This window comes from Achromobacter sp. UBA5777 (assembly GCF_002418565.1).
GTDB lineage: Bacteria > Pseudomonadota > Gammaproteobacteria > Burkholderiales > Burkholderiaceae_B > Achromobacter > Achromobacter animicus.
In genome coordinates this window covers 1-25,352 of sequence record NZ_DIEJ01000324.1, presented here as the reverse complement: position 1 = coordinate 25,352, position 25,352 = coordinate 1, and the positions used below count along the sequence as shown (strand labels likewise).

Annotated in this window: 27 protein-coding genes; 16 read left to right on the top strand and 11 right to left on the bottom strand. The window is 59.4% G+C overall.

The features are described from left to right. Positions 1–7: 7 nt before the first annotated feature. From B3446_RS28360 to B3446_RS28315, 10 genes are all read left to right on the top strand, one after another. Positions 8–946: a WxcM-like domain-containing protein gene (locus tag B3446_RS28360; RefSeq protein WP_291387511.1), complete on the top strand. Its 939-nt coding sequence runs from the start codon at positions 8–10 to the stop codon at positions 944–946. Between the two features lie 6 nt (positions 947–952). Then, positions 953–1,363, top strand: a complete 411-nt coding sequence (locus tag B3446_RS28355) for a GtrA family protein (protein ID WP_291387534.1) — start codon at positions 953–955, stop codon at positions 1,361–1,363. A 446-nt stretch (positions 1,364–1,809) separates the two neighbouring features. After that, the gene (locus tag B3446_RS28350; protein WP_175185905.1) at positions 1,810–2,946 is read left to right on the top strand and encodes a DegT/DnrJ/EryC1/StrS family aminotransferase; all 1,137 of its coding nucleotides are present in this window, start codon (positions 1,810–1,812) and stop codon (positions 2,944–2,946) included. Then, positions 2,947–3,774, top strand: a complete 828-nt coding sequence (locus B3446_RS28345) for an NAD-dependent epimerase/dehydratase family protein (protein WP_291387508.1) — start codon at positions 2,947–2,949, stop codon at positions 3,772–3,774. An 8-nt stretch (positions 3,775–3,782) separates the two neighbouring features. Beyond that, positions 3,783–4,763: an ATP-grasp domain-containing protein gene (locus B3446_RS28340; RefSeq protein WP_291387506.1), complete on the top strand. Its 981-nt coding sequence runs from the start codon at positions 3,783–3,785 to the stop codon at positions 4,761–4,763. Next, a complete protein-coding gene (locus tag B3446_RS28335; RefSeq protein WP_291387504.1) occupies positions 4,760–5,497 on the top strand; it encodes a metallophosphoesterase family protein in 738 nt (245 codons plus the stop codon). Before B3446_RS28340 ends, B3446_RS28335 begins: the two co-directional genes overlap by 4 nt. 2 nt (positions 5,498–5,499) lie before the next feature. Further along, positions 5,500–6,288, top strand: a complete 789-nt coding sequence (locus B3446_RS28330) for an ABC transporter permease (RefSeq protein WP_175185909.1) — start codon at positions 5,500–5,502, stop codon at positions 6,286–6,288. Beyond that, a complete protein-coding gene (locus B3446_RS28325; protein WP_175185910.1) occupies positions 6,285–7,028 on the top strand; it encodes an ABC transporter ATP-binding protein in 744 nt (247 codons plus the stop codon). Before B3446_RS28330 ends, B3446_RS28325 begins: the two co-directional genes overlap by 4 nt. Before the next feature lie 93 nt (positions 7,029–7,121). Continuing rightward, positions 7,122–8,846 carry a glycosyltransferase family protein gene (locus tag B3446_RS28320; RefSeq protein ID WP_191577583.1) on the top strand — a complete coding sequence of 575 codons (1,725 nt, stop codon included), beginning with the start codon at positions 7,122–7,124 and terminating at the stop codon, positions 8,844–8,846. 101 nt (positions 8,847–8,947) lie between these two features. Further along, positions 8,948–10,018, top strand: coding sequence for a hypothetical protein (locus tag B3446_RS28315; protein WP_291387501.1), 1,071 nt, complete (start codon positions 8,948–8,950; stop codon positions 10,016–10,018). Between the two features lie 72 nt (positions 10,019–10,090). Here B3446_RS28315 and rfbC read toward each other — a convergent pair whose 3' ends face one another. From rfbC to B3446_RS28285, 6 genes are all read right to left on the bottom strand, one after another. Further along, on the bottom strand, positions 10,091–10,636 hold the full coding sequence (gene rfbC / locus B3446_RS28310) for a dTDP-4-dehydrorhamnose 3,5-epimerase (RefSeq protein WP_291387532.1): 546 nt from the start codon (positions 10,634–10,636) through the stop codon (positions 10,091–10,093). Position 10,637: 1 nt separating this feature from the next. Continuing rightward, positions 10,638–11,519, bottom strand: a complete 882-nt coding sequence (rfbA, locus tag B3446_RS28305) for a glucose-1-phosphate thymidylyltransferase RfbA (RefSeq protein ID WP_175186208.1) — start codon at positions 11,517–11,519, stop codon at positions 10,638–10,640. Further along, positions 11,516–12,412 (bottom strand): dTDP-4-dehydrorhamnose reductase, encoded by an 897-nt coding sequence (gene rfbD, locus B3446_RS28300; protein WP_191577586.1) that lies wholly within the window; start codon positions 12,410–12,412, stop codon positions 11,516–11,518. The genes rfbA and rfbD overlap by 4 nt, the downstream gene beginning before the upstream one ends. Before the next feature lie 3 nt (positions 12,413–12,415). After that, on the bottom strand, positions 12,416–13,342 hold the full coding sequence (locus B3446_RS28295; protein WP_191577587.1) for a glycosyltransferase family 2 protein: 927 nt from the start codon (positions 13,340–13,342) through the stop codon (positions 12,416–12,418). A gap of 160 nt (positions 13,343–13,502) precedes the next feature. Beyond that, positions 13,503–14,564, bottom strand: coding sequence for a dTDP-glucose 4,6-dehydratase (rfbB, locus tag B3446_RS28290; RefSeq protein WP_191577588.1), 1,062 nt, complete (start codon positions 14,562–14,564; stop codon positions 13,503–13,505). A gap of 168 nt (positions 14,565–14,732) precedes the next feature. After that, positions 14,733–15,293 carry a cob(I)yrinic acid a,c-diamide adenosyltransferase gene (locus tag B3446_RS28285; RefSeq protein ID WP_291387496.1) on the bottom strand — a complete coding sequence of 187 codons (561 nt, stop codon included), beginning with the start codon at positions 15,291–15,293 and terminating at the stop codon, positions 14,733–14,735. 203 nt (positions 15,294–15,496) lie between these two features. Here B3446_RS28285 and B3446_RS28280 point away from each other — a divergent pair, with 203 nt between their 5' ends. Then, positions 15,497–15,802 carry a copper-binding protein gene (locus tag B3446_RS28280; RefSeq protein ID WP_175124908.1) on the top strand — a complete coding sequence of 102 codons (306 nt, stop codon included), beginning with the start codon at positions 15,497–15,499 and terminating at the stop codon, positions 15,800–15,802. An 84-nt stretch (positions 15,803–15,886) separates the two neighbouring features. Here the strand turns inward: B3446_RS28280 and hslU are convergent, their stop codons facing one another. The 5 genes from hslU to B3446_RS28255 all read right to left on the bottom strand — a co-directional run bounded on the left by hslU (position 15,887) and on the right by B3446_RS28255 (position 20,592). Beyond that, positions 15,887–17,221 carry an ATP-dependent protease ATPase subunit HslU gene (gene hslU, locus B3446_RS28275; protein ID WP_175124909.1) on the bottom strand — a complete coding sequence of 445 codons (1,335 nt, stop codon included), beginning with the start codon at positions 17,219–17,221 and terminating at the stop codon, positions 15,887–15,889. A 70-nt stretch (positions 17,222–17,291) separates the two neighbouring features. Then, positions 17,292–17,831: an ATP-dependent protease subunit HslV gene (gene hslV / locus B3446_RS28270; protein WP_056327243.1), complete on the bottom strand. Its 540-nt coding sequence runs from the start codon at positions 17,829–17,831 to the stop codon at positions 17,292–17,294. 114 nt (positions 17,832–17,945) lie between these two features. Further along, positions 17,946–18,410 (bottom strand): RNA polymerase-binding protein DksA, encoded by a 465-nt coding sequence (gene dksA / locus B3446_RS28265; RefSeq protein ID WP_056327244.1) that lies wholly within the window; start codon positions 18,408–18,410, stop codon positions 17,946–17,948. 124 nt (positions 18,411–18,534) lie between these two features. After that, positions 18,535–19,662 carry a CobW family GTP-binding protein gene (locus tag B3446_RS28260; RefSeq protein WP_191577591.1) on the bottom strand — a complete coding sequence of 376 codons (1,128 nt, stop codon included), beginning with the start codon at positions 19,660–19,662 and terminating at the stop codon, positions 18,535–18,537. A 426-nt stretch (positions 19,663–20,088) separates the two neighbouring features. Then, entirely contained in the window at positions 20,089–20,592 is a 504-nt protein-coding gene (locus tag B3446_RS28255) for a Fur family transcriptional regulator (RefSeq protein ID WP_056327248.1), read from the bottom strand. 369 nt (positions 20,593–20,961) lie between these two features. On the opposite strand from B3446_RS28255, the gene B3446_RS28250 reads away from it, so the two are divergent. The 5 genes from B3446_RS28250 to B3446_RS28230 all read left to right on the top strand — a co-directional run. Further along, positions 20,962–21,684 (top strand): metal ABC transporter ATP-binding protein, encoded by a 723-nt coding sequence (locus B3446_RS28250; protein WP_291387530.1) that lies wholly within the window; start codon positions 20,962–20,964, stop codon positions 21,682–21,684. Further along, entirely contained in the window at positions 21,681–22,547 is an 867-nt protein-coding gene (locus B3446_RS28245) for a metal ABC transporter permease (RefSeq protein WP_291387490.1), read from the top strand. The genes B3446_RS28250 and B3446_RS28245 overlap by 4 nt, the downstream gene beginning before the upstream one ends. Before the next feature lie 21 nt (positions 22,548–22,568). Continuing rightward, complete coding sequence (locus tag B3446_RS28240) at positions 22,569–23,612, top strand: metal ABC transporter solute-binding protein, Zn/Mn family (protein ID WP_291387488.1); 1,044 nt, start codon at positions 22,569–22,571, stop codon at positions 23,610–23,612. Next, complete coding sequence (locus tag B3446_RS28235) at positions 23,573–24,256, top strand: DUF1007 family protein (protein WP_409558290.1); 684 nt, start codon at positions 23,573–23,575, stop codon at positions 24,254–24,256. Before B3446_RS28240 ends, B3446_RS28235 begins: the two co-directional genes overlap by 40 nt. Continuing rightward, positions 24,247–25,352 (top strand): nickel/cobalt transporter (locus tag B3446_RS28230; RefSeq protein WP_291387486.1); only part of this gene is annotated, 1,106 nt, incomplete at its 3' end. The genes B3446_RS28235 and B3446_RS28230, both read left to right, overlap by 10 nt.

Here is a 25,352-nt window from a genome sequence, read left to right as displayed (position 1 = left end):
CGGGACCATGGATTTTTTTGTACATGACAGGGCGCTTTGCGAATCGGAGAACATCGGGCCCGGTACGCGCGTGTGGGCATTTGCGCACATTCTTCCTGCCGCCCGAGTCGGGTCGGACTGCAATATCTGCGACAACGTTTTTATAGAGAATGATGTCGTCATTGGAAACCGCGTCACGCTCAAGTGCGGCGTGCAAGTCTGGGATGGTATTACGTTGGAGGACGACGTATTTGTCGGCCCCAATGCAACCTTTACCAATGATAGATTTCCGCGAAGCAAGGTTTACCCCGAATCTTTCGCGCGAACTATCGTAAGAAGCGGTGCGTCATTGGGCGCAAATTGCACCATCTTGCCGGGCATTACGATTGGCATGAATGCAATGATCGGCGCTGGTGCCGTGGTCACGCGCTCTGTGCCACCGAATGCGATAGTGGTTGGCAATCCTGCCAAAATAATCGGTTATATCGATGCCCAGGCCACTGGCATTGAAGCAGACAGGGAAGCCAAAGCGGGGTCGCGGCTTGTCCAAACCAAGGTGAGGAACGTCACACTGCATGCAATGAACCGAGTATCGGACATTCGAGGCAGTCTGACAGCCGGAGAGTTCGGCAAAGATATTCCGTTCACCCCATTGCGTTATTTCCTCGTTTACGACGTTCCCACAGCCGAAACTCGCGGAGAGCATGCGCATCGCGAGTGCCATCAGTTTCTCGTTGCGGTGAAAGGGCAAGTGCACGTTGTTGCCGATGACGGTGAAAACCGCGAAGAATTCGTGCTCGACTCCCCCACCAAGGGGGTGTACTTGCCGCCCATGACTTGGGGTATTCAATATAAGTATTCTCCCGACGCGCTTTTGATGGTGTTCGCGTCCCATCATTATGATGCGGATGATTATGTGCGGGATTATGATGAATTTCTTGCCATGGTGGGCGCACGGGCGAAGTGACTGGTGATGCGCAGCTTTATTGAAAAGTGGACGCAATTTAAGTTTTCCAGGTTTTTGGTGTCTGGGGCTTTCAATACAGCGGCCACTTATTTAATCTACCTTATATTGCTCAGGATATTTTCCTACCAGGTCAGCTATTCGATTGCATATGCCTTGGGCATAATTTTGGCCTATGTATTGAATCGAATTTACGTCTTCAAGTCGCACCGAGGTCTGGCAAGCGCATTCATGATGCCGGTCGTGTATGCAGTCCAGTACGGGATGGGGATGGTGGTGATCTACCTCTGGGTAGACGTCCTGCTCTTGTCAGCCAAGGTGGCGCCGCTGATCGCCGTAGCCGTGACGATACCCATAACGTACCTGTTGTCGCGTCTTGCCTTTGCGACGAAAGGTGATGGCGAGCAGGATTCACGCTGAGCGGGGCAGACACTCCGCGCATGGGCGAAGCTGGCCCGGTCGCCACCCTGAAAATTGGGGCCGCCATGGGCAATCCGAACGCGGAACTCGCTGCGGGCCTGCCTTTTGAGACGCAAAGTCGCAAAGCAGAGGTCTCGTTGCAATTTTTTGACAGCACACGGTCTCCAGCAGCGACCGTTCGCGCGCGTTGGCATACAATTGATCGGTTCGGCCGGGGCCTTGCACTGCGCGTACCCGAGGTCCAGGCACAAGTGGTTCCAGGTGGGTATCTACGCCTGCGACGCCGTTCAGGGTCGTGGGCGAAGTTTTTCTGTGCGCTCCCGATGGAAACGAGGCACCGAACTCCATTGATGGTAAACAAAATCGGCGATTGATCATGGCCAACCTTTATTGGGCCACTCAGCGTCAAAGACGCCGTCCTCTATCTATTAACTAAAGGTAATTTCATGGCGATTCAGCTCTTCGTGCCCAACTTTCGTGTCGACGAGTGCCTGGAAGGCATTCGTGAGTGCTTGGAGAAAGGCTGGACCGGTCTCGGTTTTAAAACCATCGAAATGGAAAAGCAGTGGTCCGCGTACACGGGTCTGGCTCATTCCCATTTTCTGAGCTCGAATACCGTCGGATTGCACTTGGCGCTTTACATGTTCAAGACCGAATTCGGTTGGGACGACGGCGATGAAGTCATCACGCCGCCGTTGACCTTCGTGTCTTCCAACCATGCGGTGATGTACTGCAACCTCAAGCCCGTTTTCGCCGATGTCGACGAATTCCTTTGCCTGGATCCCAAGGATATCGAACGCAAGATCACGCCGCGCACGCGTGCAGTGATGTTTGTCGGCATGGGTGGCAACACCGGGCGCTACGAAGAAGTGCGCAAGCTGTGCAAAGAGCGCGGCCTCACGCTCATTCTTGATGCTGCGCACATGTCGGGAACGCGCCTGAATGGCAAGCACGTCGGCTCGGACGCGGATTGCACGGTTTTCAGTTTCCAAGCAGTGAAGAACCTTGCCACGGCTGATTCCGGCATGATCTGCTTCAACGATGCTGCCCGCGATGAGCGCGCGCGCAAGTTGAGCTGGCTTGGCATCAATAAAGACACCTACGCGCGCACGGTGAATCAGGGTTCGTATAAGTGGATGTACGACGTCGAGGAAATCGGCTTCAAGTATCACGGCAACTCCATCATGGCGGCGATCGGCCTGGTTTCGCTGAAATATCTGGACCGCGATAATGCCTACCGCCGCCAATTGGCCAAGTGGTACGAAGAGCGGCTTGCCGGTGATGAGCTGATTCGCGTTGTTCCCATTGCTCCGGATTGCGAGTCGTCGCGCCACTTGTTTCAGGTTCGCGTAAACAAGCGTGAGGAAGTCCTCATGGCCTTGAACGAGCACGACATTCACCCTGGCGTGCACTATCGCGACAATACCGAGTATCGCCAATACAGCCATGGTGCCGGAACCTGCCCCAATGCGCATTTGGCAAGCAAGGAGATCCTGTCCCTGCCGATGCACATGAATGTCACCGAGCGCGACGTGGACTATATTGCCCAGACGCTGAAGAAGATCGTTCGCGTGGGGGCCTAAGTGGACCTTCGCTGCAAGTATTCGCCTTCCTTGGGCGTGGCCGTCACGGGCGCCACGGGTTACATAGGCAATCGCCTGGTCGATATCCTGGGCGCCGACAGCTTTTCCCCCACGCCTGTCGAAGACGTGGCTCCGGGAACGGCTTTGGTGCACTTGGGAGCGGCTGTCGCAAATTCACGCGATGCCATGTTGGCGAATCTTGCAGCGGATAGCTGGCTGGTTGAGTTGGCGCAAGGCGGCAAGTTCTCCCGCATCATCTACGCCTCGACCAATAATGTGTATCCGCGGGCGCTGGAATGCAGGCTTGATGAGCGGACGCGGTGCAATGATCATTACGCCGCGTCCAAGGTGTTTGGTGAACGCCTCATGGCGGAGTTTTCACAAGTTCCCACGGTCAGTATTCGCATCGCCGACGTGTTCGGCGTCGGTCAGAAGCACGGGAATTTTTTCAAGGCCATTGAGCAATCGCTTGCCTCCGGCACACCGCTCAAGAAATTTGGACTCGGCCTGAAGCGCCGTACTTATATTCACGTCGACGACCTCTGCGCTCTGTTGCGATATTTCATCGCCGGTAATTCCGGAATCGGGGAAGCGCATACGGTCTTCAATGCGGGTTACCCGGATTCCGCCAGCGTGGCGGACATCCTGGAGGTTGTCTCGCGCGTGGCGCAGCTACCAATCGAAGAAGTGCCGATGATGACGGATTCCTCCGCGCTCGACGTGCGGACGATGCAGGTGTCGTTGCCCGATGACGCAGGGTTGAACTGGTCTAACTTTGAAGATGCTTTGACCGCATACGTCAGGCAGATAATCGCAAGCAAAAGGTAAGAGTATTCATGAATATCCTGATTACGGGCGCTGGATCCGTGATGGGTCAAAGCATCTACAAGGCTCTCGCCATGTACGATTTTGGCGAACCCTTGAATATTCATTTCGCCAATAGCGAAGAGATAGGAGCGGGGCGGTTTTTTTCTCTCCCGACGGCTCCCGTGGTTCAAAAGCCGATCTTTCCGCTCGCGGCCGACAACGGATATCTCGACCATCTCAAGCAGTACGTGTCGGACCATGACATCGATATCGTGTTTGCCGGCACTCAGCATGAGCTTGCAAAGATCTCGGCGTATCGCGATGAAACGCTGAAAGCGGCAACTATCTCGTCCAAGATTGCAGATATCTGCATGGACAAAGTCAAAACCTCGGCAGTTCTGTCGCGCCATTCCATCCGGGTGCCATTCACGTGCACGCTGGAAGAATATCTGACATCGGACCGGTTTGATGGCCCCGTGGTGGTCAAACCGAATCATAGCTCTTCGTCGCGCAGCATCTTTCGCCTTGGAGGCAAGAGCGAAGCCCAACGTTTGGTTGACGATAAGGTCATCAAGCCGGCAAGTTTCCTGGTTCAGGAGAGGCTGGTCGGCGAGGAGTATACGTGCGGTTGCTACGTCGACCGGTACACCGGTGAAATCAACACGATCATTTTCCGCCGTACGTTGACGCCGGATGGCGCGACATCCTACGGGGAGATCGTGCAAGACGCAGCAATTCAAAAATATGTAGCCAGCGTCGGTCAGGCATTGGTGGCGGAAGGCATGGACTTCGGTCACGTGAATGTCCAGCTCATCCTGACCGAAACGGGACCGGTTCTCTTTGAAATAAACGGGCGGCTCAGTTCTACCGAGGCGTCCAAGGCGTACTACGGGTATAACTCCTGCGCAGCCTTCGTTAGTAATATCGTCCAGAAGAAGCCGTTTTCGGGTTGGAAAATAGCCGAAAGCGGACGCTTCCTGCGCTATTACGAAGAGATCTATTTCGATTGAAAGAATCCACGCTTACTCGCCACCTGACGATCAGCGACAAGTCGGCGCTGATTCTGATGGCCGATGTCCACTCCAATTGTGTGGCTTTGGAGGCTGTGCTCGCCGAGACGGAAGCGGGCGATGTGTTGATATGCGCCGGCGATCTGACGGGCTACTACACGGAGCCTAATGAAGTCTGCGAGAGGCTCCGAGAGCTGTCGGTAATCTGTATCAAAGGCAACCACGACAAGTACGTGTTGGGTGAACTGGACTACCCGGCGAGCCGAGAAGAAAAATATCGGGTTCTTGCGAATCGGCAGGCATTGAGCGCCGAGAATCGCGAGTGGCTGGCGGGTCTGCCAGATACAGCGACGTTGGTCTTGACTGACAAGTCTGGCGCCACGAACGCTGATCCAGTCGTGGTTCGTGTTGCGCATGGAAGTCCCAGGGATGTCGAGGAGTATGTTTATCCCGACACGTCGATCGACTTTCTGACCAGCGACGAACCCGGATTTTTGGTGCTCGGACACACCCATCATCCGATGTCGCGCCAAGCGGGGGCATTGAACGTAATAAATCCCGGTTCGGTGGGGCAGGTGAGAGACCGCAAGCCTGGCGCGAGTTTTGCGTCCCTGTTGCCATTTAGCGGAAAGCTGGATTTCCGGCGCGCCGCTTACGATGTGGGCGCGTATCAACATCACTTGACGCAAGAGGGTGTGCATTCCTCAATGGTCCAGATTCTATCAAGGTCCTAGACGTGACGCTGTTATTCAGAGAATTCAAACTGGCGGTCAATAACTTCAATATTTGGAGTTATCTTTCCGCTTCGGATGTAAAGAACAAATTCCGCAGATCCAAGCTGGGTGTTATTTGGCCCGTCATCCATCAATTGGCGTTTTCACTTGGTGCAGGCGTCATCTGGGCGGCCGTCTTTCATCTGAAGCCTGAAGATTTCATCCCCTTTCTGACGATGGGTTTTGCGATCTGGGGCTTCATCGCCGGGTCCATGATGGAGGGATGTTCATCGTTTGTGGTTGCGCACGGCTATCTCAAGCAGCTGCCGTTGCCTCAATCGATATTCATCTTTCGCACCGTTTTCACGCAAGTCATTTATCTGGCCATAGGTCTGGCTACGGCGCTAGGCGTGTTGCTCTATTTTGGCAAGTTGCATCCGTTGGGGCTGCTGTACGCATTGCCTGGGCTGATGCTCCTTCTGGCCTACTCTTATGGCGCAATTGGCACATTGGCATACCTGGGCTTGCGCTATCGGGATCTGCAGCATGGATTGGCCGGTATCTTCAGCCTGTTGTTTGTCGTTACCCCCGTTATTTACCCTGCAGAAGTGCTGATTCAGAAGGGGCTCAGTTTCGCCATCTATATGAATCCGTTGTCTTCGCTTATTGAGATTGTCAGAGTGCCGGTGCTGACTGGCGATTTTGCAAACGGATCTCATTATGCGATCGCCGGCGTTTTCGCGCTGGTGCTTGTCGTGCTCAGGTTTTATTTCGGGTCGCGTTGGGGACGGTATGTGCCGTTTTGGTCATGATTGAATTAAAGAACGTTTCGATAGACTATCCTCTTGAACATGTGGATGGCGCAAGCTTGAAAAGCGCGCTGCTGAGCAAGTTTTCGCCAAAGCGCGGCCCTGAGAAAAAATTCTACCGTGCAATCGACGACATTTCGCTGACCATCGACAATGGTGAGCAGGTTGGCCTTGTCGGTTTGAATGGCGCGGGCAAGAGCACGTTGCTCCGCGTCATGTCAGGAATTTTTCATCCGAGTCATGGCACTGTGAACATTCGCGGCCGCGTCTCTCCACTACTCGATTTCGCGACAGGATTCGAACTTCATCACACTGGTTTGGAGAACATCCGCATCAGATTGATGCTCTTGGGCGAGTCCAATGAATCCATCGCCGAAAAGATTGGTGAGATCAGCGAGTTCTCTGAATTGGGCGAATTTCTGGATCAGCCTGCTCGGACGTATTCTGCCGGGATGTTCATGCGCTTGGCATTTGCGACTTCTACGGCGATCAATCCAGAAATCCTGATCGCTGACGAGGTTGTGGGCGCTGGCGATGCGCAATTTGCCGAGAAAGCCAAGCAGCGCATTGAAAAGCTCTTGTCTGGAGGACGTACGACCGTGATCAGTTCGCACTCCATGGACCTCATCCGTCAGTTCTGCAGCCGGGTGGTATGGCTGCATAAGGGTAAGGTAATCGTGGATGGTCCCGTCGAGGACGTGCTGAAAGATTACGAAGTGCGAGCTCCGACCATGGCCCGGTGATGCGCACCGCCATATACAGCCTGATAAATTACATAAACAGCATTATTTCAAGCTGCGTCGCAACATTCAGCGCGGCTCGAGGCGCATCGCGGCATGAATAAACAAAAAAAGAAGCGCATCCTCATCGTGGTGCCGGGGTTCATTCCCAGCACAATTATCGGTGTCATGAGGCCTTTAGGAGCTTTGGCTAGCAAAGGTGAGATAAGCCTGCGATTGCGCCTGGCCAATTTTTCTCCGTTTCTTGAATCGGACATCCGTTGGTGCGATATCGCGGTTTTTTCGAGAAATTGCGAGATCGGTGACCTTCAACTGTTGTATGAGCTGAAGCGGCTCGGAAAGAAAATCATCTATGACATAGATGACAATTTCGAGGAGATTCCGCTGTCGAGTGATGTCGCGATCTATCATCGCGCATTTTTCCGGCTTCATGTGGTCCGTAGGTTTTTTGAATTGGCAGACGTGGTACGGGTTTACTCCGAGCGGATGGAGGAGCGCGCGCGCAGCAGGGGTGCGGATCCCGAGTTTGTTCGCTGCTACTTCGACATGGATCTGGTCAACGGTCTTGCGTTGAACCGATCAGATCGAAAGATCAAGATTGCATATCCGACCGGTCGTCTCGACGATCGGCACCTGGAGAAAATGCTTTATACGGCGGTCGCCAATGTCCTGAGGAAGTACTCGGATAGGGTCGAATTTCATCTGTGGCGTAAGGAGCCGCCGGCTGAATTGCGAGGCGTTCCTGGCGTCGTACTGAATAAGCCGGTTCGAGGCTACGACAATTTTATTCGCGCCTTCTTCCAGGCTGGTTTTGACATCGGTTTGGCGCCGGGCGTGGATACTCCCTTCTTCCGGTCAAAGACAAATAATAAATACCGGGAATTCGGTGGCTGCGGCATTGCAGGCGTCTACAGTAATTTTCCTCCTTACTCAAACACGATCCAGGATGGCGTGTCTGGGTTGTTGGTGAATAGTTCGACGGAAGCCTGGACTAACGCGATTACACGCCTTGTGGAAGAAGAGTCGTTGCGTCGCTCGATTGTTGAGGCGGCACGCAAGGACGTCGCGACCAACTACACGTTCGATAACGAACTAGCCGGGTGGCGCCGGGCGATTGATCGCGCTTCAAACACGCCAGAGGCGGACATGAGCTGGATGCCGGACTATGGAGTCTGGTATTTGGCGACGGTGGATCTCAGAAGCGACTCCAACACCGCAGGCGAAGCGGCGAAACCCGATAGGGAGACCCGACGGATCGCGGATATTCGAGTAGCTGCCTCGAGATTGCCCCGCATCGGCCTCGTGGATCTTCCCAATCCGCAAGCGTACCTATCGGCCGATTCCAGGAAGGGCTACGGCGCAACGTTTTATCTCGTCAATACCGAGCTGGAATTCGAAGCATGCCTGCAACTGCTCGGCCTCGGTAACAGTGCAATCATCGACATGACGCTGTACGTCGGTGAGGTTTTTCCGCTTATACGCCGGCTCAATGATTCCATAATCGGTGTGCCTGTCAGCTGCATCGTGCGAAAGGCGGATCTGGCGTTGATCGAGACTTTGGATCTGGACATGATCAGGGTTTGGGGTGCGGACAATGCCGATGAGGTTCCGTTTCCGAACTACTCAATTGAGGGCTACCCCGCGGTCTACGCGAATGTCATAGAACACCACATTCAGTATGGCCATTCGCCAAAGCGCACACGTCTCGGAAGATTCTTCGCTCGTCTTTACGGTTACACGCATTTCTTCGAGAAGAACACGCGTCGTGGGCTCACGCTTTGGAAATATCTGGGTTGGCGCATAGGCCGCCGCACTTTCTAGGATGATGGGTTTTTAAAATGCTGTTTCCCTGGACGGCCGATTCTGGTGCATATCGGGAACTCGGACTCGCGTGTGGTCGCCATATCGTGAGTGGAGACTTCATGGGTTGCTATAACGGGCTACGCCCTGTTGGCATCCTGCTCTACTACGCATTTCCGTCGCTGGTGGCTTCTGATCCGGTGACTGTGACCTACGTCACTCTGCTGTTGAACCTGATTTGCCTGTTGGTTTTGATCTTCTCTGCGTGGACGTTGTTTTCTCGAATCAGCGCATTTGAAGCGCCGAGCGCGTCGATGAATGTTCGAGGGAAAGCGCGGTCGTGGGCGGTGGTGACGGCGTTTTGGTTCGTGATGTTGGTCCAGACCGTAGGTTATTTGCCGTTGCGTCTAGCCGATATCCAGAGCTTGTGTCTGCTCATGGCGGGCATTGCCATAGCATCCTCTGGGGGCTTGACGCCGCGTCCGGGTGCGGCGCTTATAGGCGGAGCGCTAGCGGGGTGCTCGGTGTTGTTCAGGCAAAACTACGTCATAGTTCTGGCCTTGATGGTTTTCGTTTGGTTCGCCTATTCGATCAGACTGAGGTCGAAAGCCGCTGCGATTTCGGCGACGCTTTTTGCATTAGGCGCCGGAACTTGTCTGCTGCAGCTGTTTTGGGTTTATCTGCATACCGGCATACCGTGGTTTTATGAGCCCCAGGCGATGCTGGTATACGCCGAATCGACGAAGCAGCCATACGTCGAGTTGATAGCCTACTCGTTGCCCGCTGAAGGTGCTTACGCAGCCTCGCTTGCAAGGCCAGTATCAGATTTTGAGTTTTTGGCAGTCAAGTTCTTTCACGGCCTTTTCAAGTTTTATTGGACGCCGTCGCTAGGCGCTGCGCCAGTGGATCACACGCCTCATATTCTCGATTACAGCAGCACCGACCTTTTCTTTTTCCAGGCGATTTTCATCGTTGTTGGCTTGGCATCGCTGGCATCCGTTTTTTTTGCGCGACCGTGGCTTTCCATAGTGGTGATCGCCGCATTCGGTTCTGCCGCAATTACCGCATTCATGTCGGAAGTGGAATATCGGTATTTTTTGTTTTCCAGGGTCGTGTACATCATCTTCGCGTTCAGCGCTGCCTGGATGACTTGGTGCTGGTACCGAGGCAGGACGCGCAGCCTCTCGCACTAATTGCAGAAAAAAAAACCCAACGGTTGGATCCGATCCAAGCGTTGGGGTTTTTTGCTGCGGGCGCCATTATTGCTAGGCGAAGACCTCCGCTTCACCCAGCGTCTTCCCGGCTTGATCCTTGGCGGACAAAGTCGGAGCCTGCTCCAGTTGCCAATCAATCTGCAACTGGGGGTCATTCCAAAGCACGCATCGCTCGTGCTCCGGGGCGTAATAATCGGTCGTCTTGTACAAGAATTCCGCGCGCTCCGACAACACGGCGAAGCCGTGGCCGAATCCCTCGGGCACCCAGAGCTGGTGTTTGTTCTCGGCGCTCAGCAAGGCGCCAACCCACTTCCCGAACGTGGGGGACGACCGACGAAGATCGACCGCTACGTCAAAAACCGTGCCGACTGTCGCGCGCACCAGCTTGCCTTGCGTCTGTTTGATCTGGTAATGGAGACCGCGCAGGACGCCTTTCGCGGAGCTGGAGTGGTTATCCTGCACGAACTCGACGGAACGGCCGACGGCTGCCTCGAAAGTGCGCTGATTGAAGCTCTCAAAGAAGAAGCCGCGTTCATCGCCGAACACTTTGGGCTCGAACAGAATGACATCAGGGATGGATAGCGGTGTGGCTTTCATATCAGTAAACCGTGTCAGTGAGGAGGCGTTGGAGGTATTTTCCATAGCCATTCTTGGCCAACGGCGCTGCGAGCGTTTCGAGCTGTTCAGCAGAAATCCACTTTTGGCGGAAGGCGATTTCTTCAGGGCAAGCCACCTTCAGGCCTTGGCGGTTCTCCAGGGTCGCAATGAATTGACCGGCTTCAAGCAGCGATTCATGGGTGCCCGTATCTAGCCAGGCATACCCGCGACCCATGATTTCCACGGACAGCTTTTCGCGCTCCAGGTAGACGCGGTTCACGTCGGTAATTTCCAGCTCTCCGCGGGGGGAGGGCTTCACGCTTTTGGCAATGCTGACGACGTCCTTGTCGTAGAAATAAAGGCCGGTCACCGCATAATTGGATTTCGGCTTGGCGGGTTTTTCCTCAAGGGAGAGCATTTTCCCGTTTGTGTCGAATTCGGCGACGCCATAGCGCTCGGGATCAGTGACGTGATACGCGAACACGGTAGCTTCGTCAGTGCGCGCGTTGGCGCTGCCCAGCAACTGATGAAAATCGTGGCCGTAGTAAATGTTGTCGCCAAGCACCAGCGCCGACAGATCATTTCCGATAAATTGTTCGCCGATGATGAAGGCCTGGGCCAAGCCGTCGGGCGATGGCTGGACGGCATATTGCAAGTTCAGGCCCCATTTTTCGCCCGTGCCGAGCAGTTGCTCAAAGCGAGGCGTGTCTTGTGGGGTGGAGATGATCAGAATATCTTGGATACCAGCCAGCATCAGAGTGCTGAGCGGGTAGTAGATCATCGGTTTATCAAAAACTGGCAGCAGTTGTTTGCTGATCGCGAGCGTGGCGGGGTGCAGGCGCGTGCCGGAGCCACCTGCCAGGATAATGCCTTTGCGTTTCATAGCTGAGTGTCCCATTTTGTAAGTTGATCTATCACCCGATCCGCATGCGCGGTCCAATGCGGCAGTTCCAATCCTAGCGCTTTAGTCAGCGCTTGGGTATCCAGCCGAGAGTTCTTTGGCCGTCTAGCTGGGACCGGATATTCCTCGGTTTTGATCGGAACAACGCGATCGGGCGATACTTTCAAATCCGCCCCATTTTCAAGCGCTCTTTGCACGATATGACGGGCCAGGCCGTGCCAGGTGGTGCTGCCCGATGCAGACAAATGAAAAACTCCGCGAGGGAGTTTCTTGCTGCGGTATCCGGCTAGGGCCAGCGCCGTAACGTCAGCAATCAATTCGGCGGAGGTTGGTGCGCCAAACTGGTCGGCGACGATCCGCAGTTCGTCTCTTTCTTTCGCAAGACGCAAAATGGTTTTTACGAAGTTGCTGCCGTGTGACGAATACACCCAGCTGGTGCGCAGCACGATGGCTTGGCAGCCACTCTCCTGGATGGCAATTTCACCCGCCAGCTTGGAGCTGCCGTATACGCTCAGAGGATTAGGCGAATCATTTTCGACGTAGGCGTCATCCTTTGATCCGTCGAATACATAATCCGTCGAGTAGTGGACAAGCAATGAATTGCTCAACCTCGCATAATTGGCCATGGCCGCAACAGCGTCCGCATTGATGCGGTGGGCGCTGGTCGCATTTGACTCCGCCTGATCCACTGCGGTGTATGCGGCGGCATTTACGATAACGTCCGGCGATTGCCTGGAAAGCGCTTCGTTCAGAGATGGGATATCTTCTAGATCGATATCCTGCCGGCACATTGCTATTACGTCACCGAAAGGCAGGAGAGTACGTTGCAGTTCCTGTCCAACGTTTCCCCCCTTTCCCAACAATAGTATCTTCATAGGTCAAATCTTGTTGAATAGTGCTGCTGCAAGCAGACCTATATTGCCCAATGCGGTTTGGCGATAGACGCCCGAGCTGCGGACGCCATTGACGCGGCCAAGCGCTGAGCCGCGTCTGGCTTCGCCGAATCGTACAAAGGTGTCACGAGCCTCATTTGACATGTCGGACTGCAGCGAACCGAGAGCGCGAATGTTCCGCTCGTTCCAGTCCTTCAGGTGTCCTTCAAACAGCATGCTGACGCGCCGTAAACGCGCACTGAGTCCGTTATTGGATCCGATGAGATTTCCGCCGTGTTGACGGTACCGCAACGCAGGGCGAGCATCGTAATGCAGCGTGCCACCGCAGGCACTGATGACCTGATATACCCACCAGTCGTGTGCAACGACATCAACAGTGGGGCCGGCTTTGAGCAGTAGCGCGCGGGCGGCTTGATTGAACACCATGGTGTTCCCACCAGCGATATTCTGCACGAGTGCATTCTTGAAGTGAGGGGGCCGTTGAAAGAGCGGAGACAGCCCGATTTCAGTATCGTTCTCGTCCACCAGTCGCGTCCGGCTGCAGTAAAGCGCGGGAGTGTCGGCCGGAACCGTATCCAGCCATTGAACGGCCCGTTCAATTTTCTCCGGGTCCCAGATGTCGTCCTGGTCGGAAAACGAGAAATAGTCGCCTTCGATTGTGGGCTGGCACAGAAGCGAAAGGAAATTTGCTGCGAATCCCCTCTTGGGCCCGTCGAAAACGGCAACGCGATGCGCGTCGCCCCATTTCTCGTTATAGGACTGAAGGATTGGCCGGGTGCCGTCCTTTGAGCCGTCGTCCGATACCCAAAGATCCCAATGAGCATATGACTGCCGCGAGTACGAATCCAATTGTTCGGCCAGATACTGCTGGCCTTGGTATGTACAGAGAAGGATGGCGACTTGCTTGCTCACTGGTCTGCCTGTGCGGATGATCGCTTTGTTGGGGGTAGATGAGGCGCCAATGATTAAGGCCGCCTGGCGCGGAAAATGCGCCGGCTGGCTTTAGCGCGGGTTGAATTCACGACCGATGGGCGCCGAAGCGCGCTACGGTCGTGATTGCCATGCCGGATGCTTACGCGTTGTATTGCGTCGCAACCCAGTCCCGGTAGTTGCCGCTAGTGACGTTATGCACCCACGCTTGGTTATCGAGGTACCACTGAACCGTCTTGCGAATCCCGCTCTCGAATGTCTCCGCCGGTCGCCAACCCAGTTCGCGCTCCAGTTTGCCGGCATCGATCGCGTAGCGACGATCGTGGCCAGGGCGGTCTTTCACGAAGGTGATCTGTTGCTTATAGGACTGACCGTCGGCGCGCGGGCTGAGCTCGTCGAGCAGTTCGCACAGCGTGTTCACGACGTCCAGGTTCGCCTTCTCGTTCCAGCCGCCGACGTTGTAGGTTTCGCCCAGCTTGCCTTGGTCCAGCACGCGGCGAATGGCGCTGCAGTGGTCTTTCACGTAGAGCCAGTCGCGGATCTGCTGGCCGTCGCCGTAGATAGGCAGCGGCTTGCCGGCAAGCGCGTTGTGAATCACCAGCGGGATCAGCTTTTCAGGGAAATGGTACGGACCGTAGTTGTTCGAGCAATTCGTGGTCAGGACCGGCAGGCCATAGGTGTGGTGGTACGCACGGACCAGATGGTCGCTGGCCGCCTTGCTCGCGGAGTACGGGCTGTTGGGCTCGTACGGGTTGGTCTCGCGGAAGGCGGGATCATCTTTGCTGAGTGAGCCGTAGACTTCGTCGGTCGAAACGTGCAGGAAACGGAAGTCCTGCTTTTCCTGTTCGGGCAGTGCCGACCAATACGCGCGGACGGCCTCCAGGAGATGGAACGTGCCGACGATATTGGTCTGGATGAATTCGCCAGGGCCGTGAATCGAGCGGTCCACGTGCGACTCGGCAGCGAAGTTGAGGACAGCGCGAGGCTTGTGCTTGGCAAGCAGATCGGCCACCAGCTTGGTGTCTCCGATATCGCCCACGACAAGCTGATGATGGGGATTGCCGGCCAAGGACGCGAGGTTCTCTGGGTTGCCCGCGTAAGTGAGCTTGTCGAGCGTGATGACAGGTTCGGTGCCTTCCACGAACCAATCCAACACGAAATTCGAACCGATGAAGCCGGCGCCGCCGGTGACAATAATACTCATTCTCTATTGGATCCTTGAGCCGTGAGCGCGGTGCGCAAACCCGCTCTATAACCCGTCATTATGCCGTAACCGAGCAGGTTTGACCGGCTAGATGAAACAGAGTGTGGGCCGTAATCGACGTGTAGAGAAATCCGTGTGCCTGGGAAGGCTTTCAAATCCTCGCAGGGCTTACGTGCCCTTACGGGCGTTTGGGCTTGTCCAGAATATGTCACCCACCTCCAGCGTTTTGTTCAGGTAACGCGCCACCACGAACATCAGATCCGACAACCGGTTCAAGTACTGCCGGACCGGGGCATTGACGCTTTCCACACCCGCCAGCGCGACCACCGCACGCTCGGCACGTCGGGCCACCGTGCGCGCCATGTGCGCCACTGCTGCCGGCCGCGAGCCGCCGGGCAGGATGAACTCGCGTAGCGGTGGCAGCGCCGCGTTGTAGTGCGCGAGCCGCGTATCCAGATGAGCAACCTGCTCTTGCGTGATCGCGGCATGGCCGGGGATGCAAAGCTCCGCGCCCATGTCGAAGAGGTCGTGCTGGACGGTGAGCAGGTCGGCGGACACGTCGTCCGGCAGGGTTTCAGTGAGCAGCAGGCCGATGACGCTGTTCAGTTCGTCCACATCGCCCAGGGCGGCGATGCGCGGGGCGTCCTTAGGGATTCGGGATCCGTCCCCGAGCCCGGTGGTGCCATCGTCGCCGGTGCGGGTGGCAATGACGGATAAGCGGTTGGCCATGGTTTTTTGATTCAGTGAGAAGAGTTGGAGGCTTGCTTCCGACGGTAAGCGCAACCCGCAAGCAGGGCCGCCCCGCAAACAACCGTCAGGATTGTTGCGCACTGGCAGCGGAACGGTTGCATTCGCGCAGTATCCTAGCACTGTAAAAAGCGGCAGGAGCACCGTAGGCGCCCGGCCGCTTGGATCGCATAGGGAGGTTACATATGGGTTTTAACCGCAAGTACGCAACGCCCATGGCCGTTGCCACCGCAATGGCGGTCGTGTCGCTGGCGACGCCAGTCGCTTTCGCGCAGCAGGCCGATGCCACGGGCGAGGTGCGGCGCGTGGACGCCGCAGCGGGCAAGGTCACGATCAAGCACGACGCCATCAAGGCGCTGGACCTGCCGGCAATGTCGCTGGTCTACCAGGCCGATCCGGCGTTGCTGGCCAATATCAAGGCGGGCGACAAGGTGCGGTTTACCGCTACGCGCAAAGACGGCAAGTACGTGGTGACGGCGATCACGAACTGACGCTGTCCCAAAGAAAAAACCCCGCCGCAAAGCGTTGCGGCGGGGTTTTTTTGCGTCTGCGGCGGGTCGCTGGTGCCCGGGGCGTCAGAGCACGTAACGGGCCAGGTCCTGGCTGCTGGCAGCTTCGGCCAATTGCGAGTTGACGTAGGCGGCGTCGATCTTGACGTGCTTGTCCTGGCTGGACGTGGCGTCAAAGGAAAGCTCGTCCAGCAGCTTTTCCATCACCGTGTACAGACGGCGGGCGCCGATGTTCTCGGTGGTTTCGTTGACCTCGAAGGCCAGTTCCGCCAGGCGGCGAACGCCTTCGTCGGTGAACTCGAGCTCGACGTCCTCGGTCGCCATCAGCGCCGTGTATTGCTTGGTCAGCGACGCATCCGTGTCGGACAGGATGCGCACGAAGTCCTGGGCGGTCAGGGATTCAAGTTCGACGCGGATCGGAAAGCGGCCTTGCAGTTCGGGGATCAGGTCCGACGGACGCGACAGGTGGAACGCGCCCGACGCGATGAACAGAATGTGGTCGGTGCGGACCATGCCATAACGCGTGTTGACGGTAGTGCCTTCAACCAGCGGCAGCAGGTCGCGCTGCACGCCCTGGCGCGAGACATCGGCGCCGCCGGATTCCTGGCGGGCGGCGATCTTGTCGATTTCGTCCAGGAAGACGATGCCGTTCTGCTCGACGTTGTTGATCGCAACGCTGCGCAGGTCTTCTTCATTGACGCGCTTGGCGGCTTCTTCGTCGACGATGAGCTTGAAGGCTTCGCGCACCTTCATTTTCTTGGGCTTTTTCTTGTCCCGCGCCATGCCCGCGAACATGCCGCGCAGCTGCTCGGCCATTTCTTCCATGCCGGGGGGCGTCATGACGTCCATTTGCGGCACGGTCTGGGCGACTTCGATCTCGATTTCCAGATCGTCGATCAGGCCTTCGCGCAGGCGCTTTCGGAACGTCTGACGGGCGCTGTTGTCCTCGCCGCGCTGGGGCTCACCCGAGGCGCCGCGGGGCGGCGGGACCAGGGCGTCCAGGATGCGGTCTTCGGCGGCGTCCTCGGCCTGGGTGCGCACGCGGCGCATTTCCAGTTCGCGGGTCTGCTTGATGGAGTATTCGGTCAGGTCACGGATGATGGTGTCCACGTCGCGGCCCACGTAGCCGACCTCGGTGAACTTGGTGGCTTCGATCTTGATGAACGGCGCATTGGCCAGTTTGGCAAGGCGGCGCGCGATCTCGGTCTTGCCGACGCCAGTCGGGCCGATCATCAGAATGTTCTTGGGATGGATTTCGTGGCGCAGAGGTTCGGCGACCTGCTGGCGGCGCCAGCGGTTGCGCAGTGCCACCGCAACCGCGCGCTTGGCGCGGTTCTGGCCGACGATGTACTTGTCGAGTTCGGAGACGATCTCTCCGGGCGTCATGTTGGATGCGGACATGAGGGCGGATCCTTGAAGCTAAGGCGGGCTGGGAGGGCGCCGCGGCGCAGGCTGCGCCGCGCGGCGGGCGTCAGTCGCCCAGCGTTTCGATGACGTGGTTCTGGTTGGTGTAGATGCACAGGTCGCCGGCGATCTCGAGCGACTGCTTGATGATCGTCTCGGGCGGCAGGTCGGTGTTGCGCAGCAGGGCCAACGCAGCCGATTGCGCGTACGCGCCGCCGGAGCCGATGGCAGCCAGCCCGTGCTCGGGTTCCAGCACGTCGCCATTGCCGGTGAGAACCAGCGTATGCTCGGCGTCGGCCACGATCAACATGGCTTCCAGACGGCGCAGGACGCGGTCGGTACGCCAGTCGCGGGTCAGTTCGACCGCGGCGCGCATCAAGTTGCCCTGGTGCTTTTCGAGCTTGGCTTCGAAGCGTTCCTGCAGCGTGAACGCATCGGCGGTGGCGCCGGCGAAGCCAGCGAGAATCTTGTCGTGGTACAGGCGGCGGATCTTGCGGGCAGTGCCCTTGATGACGATGTTGCCCAGGGTGACCTGGCCATCGCCGCCCAGCGCGACGCGGTTGCCGCGGCGCACACACACGATGGTGGTGGCGTGAAATTGTTCCATGCGTTCCTTCCGTTGAAAGTTTTAGCTGGGGGCGGTCGCTGGGATATCAAGTAGAAAAAAGGCCATGCGGTTAACCGGCATGGCCTTTCAGGGACGGAGCGGAAGCGGGACGGATCAGTCGCCGTACAGCTTTTGACGCATTTCACGGCGTTCCTGCGCTTCGAGCGACAGGGTGGCCGTGGGGCGGGCGAGCAGACGGGGGATGCCGATGGGCTCGCCCGTTTCTTCACACCAGCCGTATTCGCCGCTGTCGATGCGGGCGATGGATTGCTGCACCTTCTTGAGCAGCTTGCGCTCGCGGTCGCGGGTGCGCAGTTCCAGGGCGTGCTCTTCCTCGATGGTGGCGCGGTCGGCGGGATCCGGCACGAATTGCGTTTCACGCAGGTGCTCGGTGGTCTCGCCGGCGTTGGCCAGAATGTCCTGCTCGAGTTGTTTGAGCCGTTCCTTGAAGAACGCCAATTGGCGGTCGTTCATATAGTCCGACTCGGGCATGGCCAGCAATTCCTTTTCGCTGGGCAGATCAATCGCCGTATCGCTCGTCGACTTACTTGATTTTTTGGTTGCTGCCTTGGTAGCCATGTAAACACTCCACTATGAATCGATCCTGGCGCGGGCGTCCGTCCCGGTCCGTGTTACTTGTTGCCTACGCTATCCGTACCTCACAGTACTGCCTTCGTCGCATCGCGTCACGCAGGAATGGGGATTACCCCGCCAGGCACTGCTCCAAGCCCCGGGTAAAAATCTCCTGGGGCAGCTTACGTCCGATGAACACCATCTTGGTGGACGGTTTTTCGGCCGCGGTCCACGGCTTGCCGGGTTCGGCGCCCATCATCATGTGCACACCCTGGAACAACATGCGGCGGTTGATGCCCTTCATGTACAGGATGCCCTTGTAGCGCATCAGGTCGGGACCATAGACCTGCACGACGCCGCCCAGGAATTCCTCAAGGCGCGCGGGATCGAACGGCTTGTTGGAACGGAACACGAACGCGCCGATTTCGTCGTCGTGCTTGGGGTGGTGATGATGGGCATGATTGCAGTGCGCGCCGCATTCGCCGTCGTGGTCATGATCGTGATCGTGGTCATGGCCATGGCCGTGATCATGGTCGTGATCGTGCCCGTGGGCATGGTTGTGCGCGGCGTCCGGATGCTCATCGGCCAGGAACTCCGGGTCGATGTCCAGAATGGAATTCAGGTTGAAGCCGCTGATGTCGATGATGGACTTCAGGTCGACGTCGCCGAAGTTGACCGCGGTGATCGGCGCGCGCGGGTTCATGTGAACCAGACGGTGGCGCAGCGCTTCGTAGTCGACTTCGTTGACCAGGTCTTTCTTCGAGATCAGGATGCGGTCGGCGAAACCGACCTGCTTCTGTGCTTCGGGTTGTTCGTCGAGCGTGGACATGCCGTGCTTGGCATCGACCACGGTGACCACCGCGTCCAGGCGGTAGTACTCGGCGATGTCGTCATCCATGAAGAACGTCTGGCACACGGGGCCGGGGTTGGCCATGCCGGTGGTTTCGAGGATGACGCGTTCAAAAGTGAGTTCGCCGGCTTCGCGCTTGGCGCGCAGCTCGGACAGGGTACGCATCAGGTCGCCGCGCACCGTGCAGCAGACGCAACCGTTGGACAGCTCGATGATTTCTTCGTCGCTATCCTGCACGAGCAGGTCGTTGTCGATGCTTTCGGGTCCGAATTCGTTTTCGATGACGGCGACGCGGCGGCCATGGAATTCGGTCAGGATGCGTTTGAGCAGGGTGGTCTTGCCCGCACCGAGGAAGCCGGTGAGGATGGTGACGGGAACCATTTTGTCCAAACTGCGCGGGGTGTTCATGGCGAAGCTGCTAGCGTGATGTCAGAGCGCGAAACACAGCGCCTGACGGGGTTTTCAGTCCCTGCCGATTGATGTCTGCCACAGGCTGCGAGAGCCACCGATAGCGGCCGGACGCAGGATTACAGCACAGTCGGGGGCAGGGGGCAAACCCCGGGCCAACCCGGGGGGCCGTGGCCGCCAGATGGCAGCCGATCGCCGTCAAGTATCGGGCGATACCTCTATTTTGGGGCGGTTTGCCCGAATTCAAGGGCGAGCCGGCGGCACCGGGGCGGGCGGGCTTGAAATGGTGCAGCCGATGGGGCGCATCTTAAGGATGAGATGCAGCTTGAAATGGGGCTCATCCAAGGATGAGGCGCGGCGGGAATGAGACCAGTCCAGGGATAAGGCGCACCCAATGGATGAAACGCCTCAGGGGCGCCCGCCCAATCAGTGGTGATGGTGGTGATGACCCGCGTCGGCCGGCTGGGTCTTCTGACACTGCGGGCACAGCGCGCGGATTTCGGTTTCATGCGTAGCCAGCGCATAGCCCGTCTGGGCAACGCGTTCGGCCAATTGACGGCTCATGGCCGGGTCGGAGACTTCAGCGACGGCGCCGCAACCGGTACAGACGACGAGCAGGTCATGCGGTGCGCCGCCGGCGTCGTGGCAGGCGCTCCAGGCATTGACGGCGTCCAGGCGGTGAATGAGGCCTTCGTCCATCAGGAAGTCCAGCGCACGGTACACCGTGGGCGGCGCGGCGCCGGGGTGGACGGCGCGCATGGCGTCCAGCAGCTCGTAGGCCTTCAGGCTGCGGCCATGGCGCAGCAACAGTTCGAGGACCTTGCGGCGGATGGGGGTCAGGCGGCGTCCGCGCTGCGCGCACAGCGTTTCGGCGACGCTGAGCTGAGCGCCAACGCTGTCGTTGCGGGGTGGACGGGACGGAGCGGACATGGCGGGCTTTATCTGAATGGGAAGCGCGCGCGACGCGCGCGCGAGATGCCTGGAAGGTAGCAGAAAACCCCCGCGTGCGGGAACCGGCTGCGACGCCGACATGGTTTAGTTATGATATAACATAATAAAAATGCCGCCGCTTCGGATGTTGTTGCTGCGGTTGCCGCTTTCCCGTCGTTGCCGATTTCCGTTGTTGCCTGCCATGTCCCATTTCTCGCTCCTGCCCCCGCGGCCCGGCGCCGCGCCCGGCCGGGGCACGCCGTCCCGCTCCGCGTTTCTCGTTTCTGCCTGGCGCCGCATGGCTTTCGCCCTGATGGCCGGCATCGCGCTGTGGGCGTTGACCGCCTGGGCGCTGGACTGGTGGCCGCGGTGAACGCGGCGCCCATCACGGTCGAGCTGGTCGACGCATCGTTCGGCTGGCATGGGCGCGCGGCGTTGCGCGCGGTTTCGGGCAGCTTTGCGCCCGGCGGCATGACGGCCGTGGTCGGACCCAACGGCGCGGGCAAATCGACGCTCATCAAGGGCATCATGGGCGTGCTGCGTCCAATGACGGGCAGCGTGCGCATTCAGGGCGCCGGGCGTTCGGCGCTGGCGTGGCTGCCGCAGGCAGCGGAACTGGACCGCTCGTTTCCGACGACAGTGCTGGACCTGGCGGCCATGGGTGCGTGGCGCCGGGTCGGCGCATGGCGCGCGTTCAGCAACGACGAGCTGGACCGCTGCATGCACGCCTTGGAAACTGTTCGCTTGGCCGATTGCGCCGGCCGCGGCGTGGATACGCTGTCGGGCGGGCAGATGCAGCGCGCCCTGTTTGCGCGGATGCTGGTGCAGGACGCGCCGGTGCTGTTGCTGGACGAACCCTTCGCGGCCGTGGACAGCCACACCGCCGAGGAACTGATGGCGCTGTTGTGCGGCCTGCATGGACAGGGCCGTACCGTGATCGCGGTGCTGCACGACCTGGATCTGGTGCGCGATCACTTTCCGGAAAGTCTGCTGTTGTCCGGGTCAGTGGTGGCCTGGGGCGACACCGCCTCCACCTTGAGCGAGGCGCATCTGAAGACGGCGCGCCAGCGCCACGCGGGAGCTTGGGCATGACGCTCGTGGAGTGGGTGGTATCGCCGTTCCTCGATTACGGCTTCATGCGGCGCGCGCTTGCGGGTGCTTGCGCGCTGTCGCTGGGCGCCGCGCCCTTGGGTGTCTTTCTGGTGCTGCGGCGCATGAGCCTGATGGGCGATGCCATGTCGCACGCCATCCTGCCGGGTGTGGCGGTGGGCTTTCTGATGGCCGGCCTGTCGCTCGGCGCGATGATGCTGGGCGGCATTGCCACGGGACTGGCCGTGGCAATGCTGGCGGGGCTGGTGGCCCGGCTGACGCCGCTGCGCGAGGACGCGAGCTTTGCCGCCTTCTACCTGATATCGCTAGGGCTGGGCGTGTTGCTGGTGTCGCTGCGCGGCTCCAACATGGACCTGCTGCACGTGCTGTTCGGGACGGTGCTGGGACTGGACGACGCGGCCTTGCTGCTGGTGACCGCCACGGCCAGTGTGACCTTGCTTGTGCTGGCGGCCATCTACCGGCTGCTGGTGGCCGAATGCCTGGACCCGGGATTTCTGCGCGCCAGCGGCGGGATGGGCGGCGTGGTGCACATGGGCTTTCTGGTGCTGGTCGTGGTGAATCTGGTGGCGGGCTTTCAGGTGCTGGGCACGCTGATGGTGGTGGGCATCATGATGCTGCCGGCCGCCGCGGCGCGGTTCTGGGTGCGCAGCGCGGCCCGTCAGATTCCGCTGTCGGCGGCGCTCGGCGTGGCCTCATCAGTGGCCGGGCTGCTGGTCTCCTATCACTTCGACGTGCCGGCCTCGCCCGCGATCATCCTGGCGGCCGGCGCCTGCTATCTGTTTTCCATCGTGGGCGGCCCGCAAGGCGGGCTGCTGCGGGCAACGCGCCGCGCGCGCCCTGCCTGAGACTTCATAAGGAGATTGACCATGCGTTCGATTCTGCCGGCACGCCGCCGCGCACTGCTGGCCATGGCGGGCGTCTGCCTGTCGGCCGTCCTGGGGGCCGCGCAGGCGGCCGAGCCGCTGAAAGTGGTGGCCAGCTTTTCCATCCTGGGCGACATCGTGCGGGAAGTGGGCGGCGCCGACATCAGCCTGACGACGCTGGTCGGGCCTGACGGTGACGCGCACGGCTACGAACCCACGCCGGGCGATGCGAAAAAGCTCGCGGATGCGCGCGTGCTGGTGGTGAACGGCCTGGACTTCGAGACCTGGCTGCCCAAGCTGACGAAGGCGTCCGGGTTCGCCGGACAGACGGTGACGGCGTCCAAGGGCGTGACGCCGCGCAAGTTCGCGGGGCATGGCGATGGGCACGCGCACGGGGCTGATCACGATCATGATCACAAGGACGGTCACGATCACAAGCACGGCGATGACCATGACCATGACCATGACCATGACGACGACGACCACGACCACAAGCCCGGTCATCACCATCACCATGGCGACGCCGACCCGCATGCCTGGCAGAGCCTGGCGAACGGCGTGATCTACGCGCGCAACGTGGCCGACGGCCTGGCCGCCGCGGATCCCGCGCATGCGCAGGCGTATCGCCAACGCGCCGACGCCTACATCGCCAAGCTGCAGACGCTGGACGCCAGCCTGCGCAAGACCTTTGCCGCCATCGGCGCCGATCGCCGCAAGGTCGTCACCTCGCACGACGCGTTCGGCTATTTCGGCGACGCATATGGCGTGACGTTCATCCCCGCAATGGGCGTATCGACCGACGCCGAGCCGTCGGCGCGCGAGGTGGCCGCGATCATCGAACAGGTGCGGCGCGACAAGGTGCCCGCGGTGTTCGTCGAGAACATCAGCAGTCCGAAACTGGTCCAGCAGATCGCGCGCGAGACCGGCGCAAAGGTGGGTGGTACGCTCTACTCCGATGCCCTGTCCAAGCCTGGACAGCCGGGCGCCACCTACCTGGAAATGTTTGAATGGAACGCACGCCAGCTTGCCGCGGCCTTGCAACCCTGAGCGCCGTGGCGGCGCTGCTGGCGGCGGGCGCCGCCAGCGCGCACCCGCACATGTGGATCGATGCGCGCGCGCAGATCGACGTCGATGCCGAGCAGCGCATCACCGCCGTGCGGCAGGTGTGGCGGTTCGACGAAATGTTCGGCGCCTACGCGACGCAGGGGCTGAAAAAGGCCAAGGACGGGACGCTTCCCGCCGACACCCTGAAAGGCATGGCGCAGGATTGGATGAAGGCGCTGGGCGAGCCGATCTCGCATTACTTCACGCGCGTCACCGTTGACGGCAAGAGCGCGGCATTCGCCACGCCTCGCGACGCCCGCGTCGACTGGAACCCCAAGACCACACGGCTGACGCTGTCCTTCACGCTGCCGCTGGCCGAGCCCGTCGCGCCTGGCGCGGGCGGCGCGCAAGTGGACATCTACGACCCCACCTATTTCGTGGCCTACGCATTTGAAGAGAAGGGGGCGGTGTCGCTCGGCGGTCCGCAAGGCGCGGCCTGCAAGGCCGATTACCGCAAGCCCAAGGAACTGGATTGGAAAACCATGCAGGAACTGGCCGCGATCCCGGCCGACCCGGACGCCTTGCCCGACGAACTGTTCGCCATCACCAAGGGACTCACGCACCGCATCGAGGTGCGATGCCCGTAAGCCGCTGCGCGCGCGCGCTGGCTATCGTCCTGCTGATGCTCGGTGGGCTGCCGATTGCGGCCGCGCAAGGCGCGCATCCCTTTGGCGTGCCGGAAAGCGGGAGCGGCCTTGCCGGTCCCGGCTGGCTGTCCAGTTTTTTTGGCAGCGTGTCTGTCTGGCAGTCGCATTTCTACCGGCAACTGACGGGCGCTGTCCGTGCCTGGCAGGCGGACGGCGGCGCAGCGTGGGCTTTGGTCGGTCTGTCGTTTGCCTACGGCGTCTTTCATGCGCTGGGACCGGGTCACGGCAAAGCGGTGATTTCGTCGTACGTCCTGGCCAACCGCCAGACGGCGCGCAACGGTGCGCTGCTGGCCTTGGCGTCTTCGCTGATCCAGGCGCTGGTGGCGATCGTGATGGTGGCGGTGCTGGCGCTGGTATTCAACGCGACGGCGGCAACGATGAACGAAGCCACGCGCTGGCTGGAGTTGGCGTCGTATGCGTTGGTGACGCTGTTGGGCGTGTGGCTGGTGTGGGTCAAGGCGGTGAGGCCGTTGCTGCGGCGGACTGGGACGCGTGACCATGCAGATACGCCGGTGCAGGCGCACGAACATGCGCACGGGCATGAGCACGTGTACGAGCACGTACACGAGCACCGGCATGATCACGAACACGCGCACAAGCATGCGCACGGCAATCCGCAGGTTCAGGTCCAAGCGCATCACCACGATCACAATCATCATCATGACCACGACTGCGGTTGCGGACACGCGCACGTACCCGCGCCGGAACAGGTTGCCGGTCCGATGAACTGGCGCCGCGCGTGGTCGGCGATTTTCGCGGTGGGCCTGCGGCCCTGCAGCGGCGCGTTGATCGTGCTGGTGTTCGCGTTGTCGCAGAATTTCTTTCTTGCCGGCGTCGCATCGGCGCTGGCGATGGGTTTGGGCACGGGGCTGACCGTGGCGGCATTGGCTTGCCTGGCTGTTGCGGCCGGGAGCGCCGCGACGCGTCTGGGCAGCCGCCTGTCCGGCGCTGGCGCGGCGCGGCTGCGCTATGCGGTCGAGGCGCTGGCCGCGATGGCGGCGTTGCTGCTGGGCGTGATGCTGCTGGGCGGCATGTT

Excerpts from the sequence above, each read along its gene's own strand:
- B3446_RS28360 (WP_291387511.1), top strand. The coding sequence starts at position 8 with ATGGATTTTTTTGTACATGACAGGGCGCTTTGCGAATCGGAGAACATC.
- rfbB (WP_191577588.1), bottom strand. The coding sequence starts at position 14,564 with ATGAGTATTATTGTCACCGGCGGCGCCGGCTTCATCGGTTCGAATTTC.
- B3446_RS28240 (WP_291387488.1), top strand. The coding sequence starts at position 22,569 with ATGCGTTCGATTCTGCCGGCACGCCGCCGCGCACTGCTGGCCATGGCG.
- B3446_RS28285 (WP_291387496.1), bottom strand. The coding sequence starts at position 15,293 with ATGGCCAACCGCTTATCCGTCATTGCCACCCGCACCGGCGACGATGGC.
- dksA (WP_056327244.1), bottom strand. The coding sequence starts at position 18,410 with ATGGCTACCAAGGCAGCAACCAAAAAATCAAGTAAGTCGACGAGCGAT.
- B3446_RS28340 (WP_291387506.1), top strand. The coding sequence starts at position 3,783 with ATGAATATCCTGATTACGGGCGCTGGATCCGTGATGGGTCAAAGCATC.
- B3446_RS28315 (WP_291387501.1), top strand. The coding sequence starts at position 8,948 with ATGGGTTGCTATAACGGGCTACGCCCTGTTGGCATCCTGCTCTACTAC.
- rfbA (WP_175186208.1), bottom strand. The coding sequence starts at position 11,519 with ATGAAACGCAAAGGCATTATCCTGGCAGGTGGCTCCGGCACGCGCCTG.
- B3446_RS28260 (WP_191577591.1), bottom strand. The coding sequence starts at position 19,662 with ATGAACACCCCGCGCAGTTTGGACAAAATGGTTCCCGTCACCATCCTC.
- B3446_RS28280 (WP_175124908.1), top strand. The coding sequence starts at position 15,497 with ATGGGTTTTAACCGCAAGTACGCAACGCCCATGGCCGTTGCCACCGCA.
- B3446_RS28350 (WP_175185905.1), top strand. The coding sequence starts at position 1,810 with ATGGCGATTCAGCTCTTCGTGCCCAACTTTCGTGTCGACGAGTGCCTG.
- B3446_RS28235 (WP_409558290.1), top strand. The coding sequence starts at position 23,573 with ATGGAACGCACGCCAGCTTGCCGCGGCCTTGCAACCCTGAGCGCCGTG.
- B3446_RS28320 (WP_191577583.1), top strand. The coding sequence starts at position 7,122 with ATGAATAAACAAAAAAAGAAGCGCATCCTCATCGTGGTGCCGGGGTTC.
- hslV (WP_056327243.1), bottom strand. The coding sequence starts at position 17,831 with ATGGAACAATTTCACGCCACCACCATCGTGTGTGTGCGCCGCGGCAAC.
- B3446_RS28255 (WP_056327248.1), bottom strand. The coding sequence starts at position 20,592 with ATGTCCGCTCCGTCCCGTCCACCCCGCAACGACAGCGTTGGCGCTCAG.
- rfbD (WP_191577586.1), bottom strand. The coding sequence starts at position 12,412 with ATGAAGATACTATTGTTGGGAAAGGGGGGAAACGTTGGACAGGAACTG.
- B3446_RS28355 (WP_291387534.1), top strand. The coding sequence starts at position 953 with ATGCGCAGCTTTATTGAAAAGTGGACGCAATTTAAGTTTTCCAGGTTT.
- rfbC (WP_291387532.1), bottom strand. The coding sequence starts at position 10,636 with ATGAAAGCCACACCGCTATCCATCCCTGATGTCATTCTGTTCGAGCCC.
- B3446_RS28325 (WP_175185910.1), top strand. The coding sequence starts at position 6,285 with ATGATTGAATTAAAGAACGTTTCGATAGACTATCCTCTTGAACATGTG.
- hslU (WP_175124909.1), bottom strand. The coding sequence starts at position 17,221 with ATGTCCGCATCCAACATGACGCCCGGAGAGATCGTCTCCGAACTCGAC.
- B3446_RS28245 (WP_291387490.1), top strand. The coding sequence starts at position 21,681 with ATGACGCTCGTGGAGTGGGTGGTATCGCCGTTCCTCGATTACGGCTTC.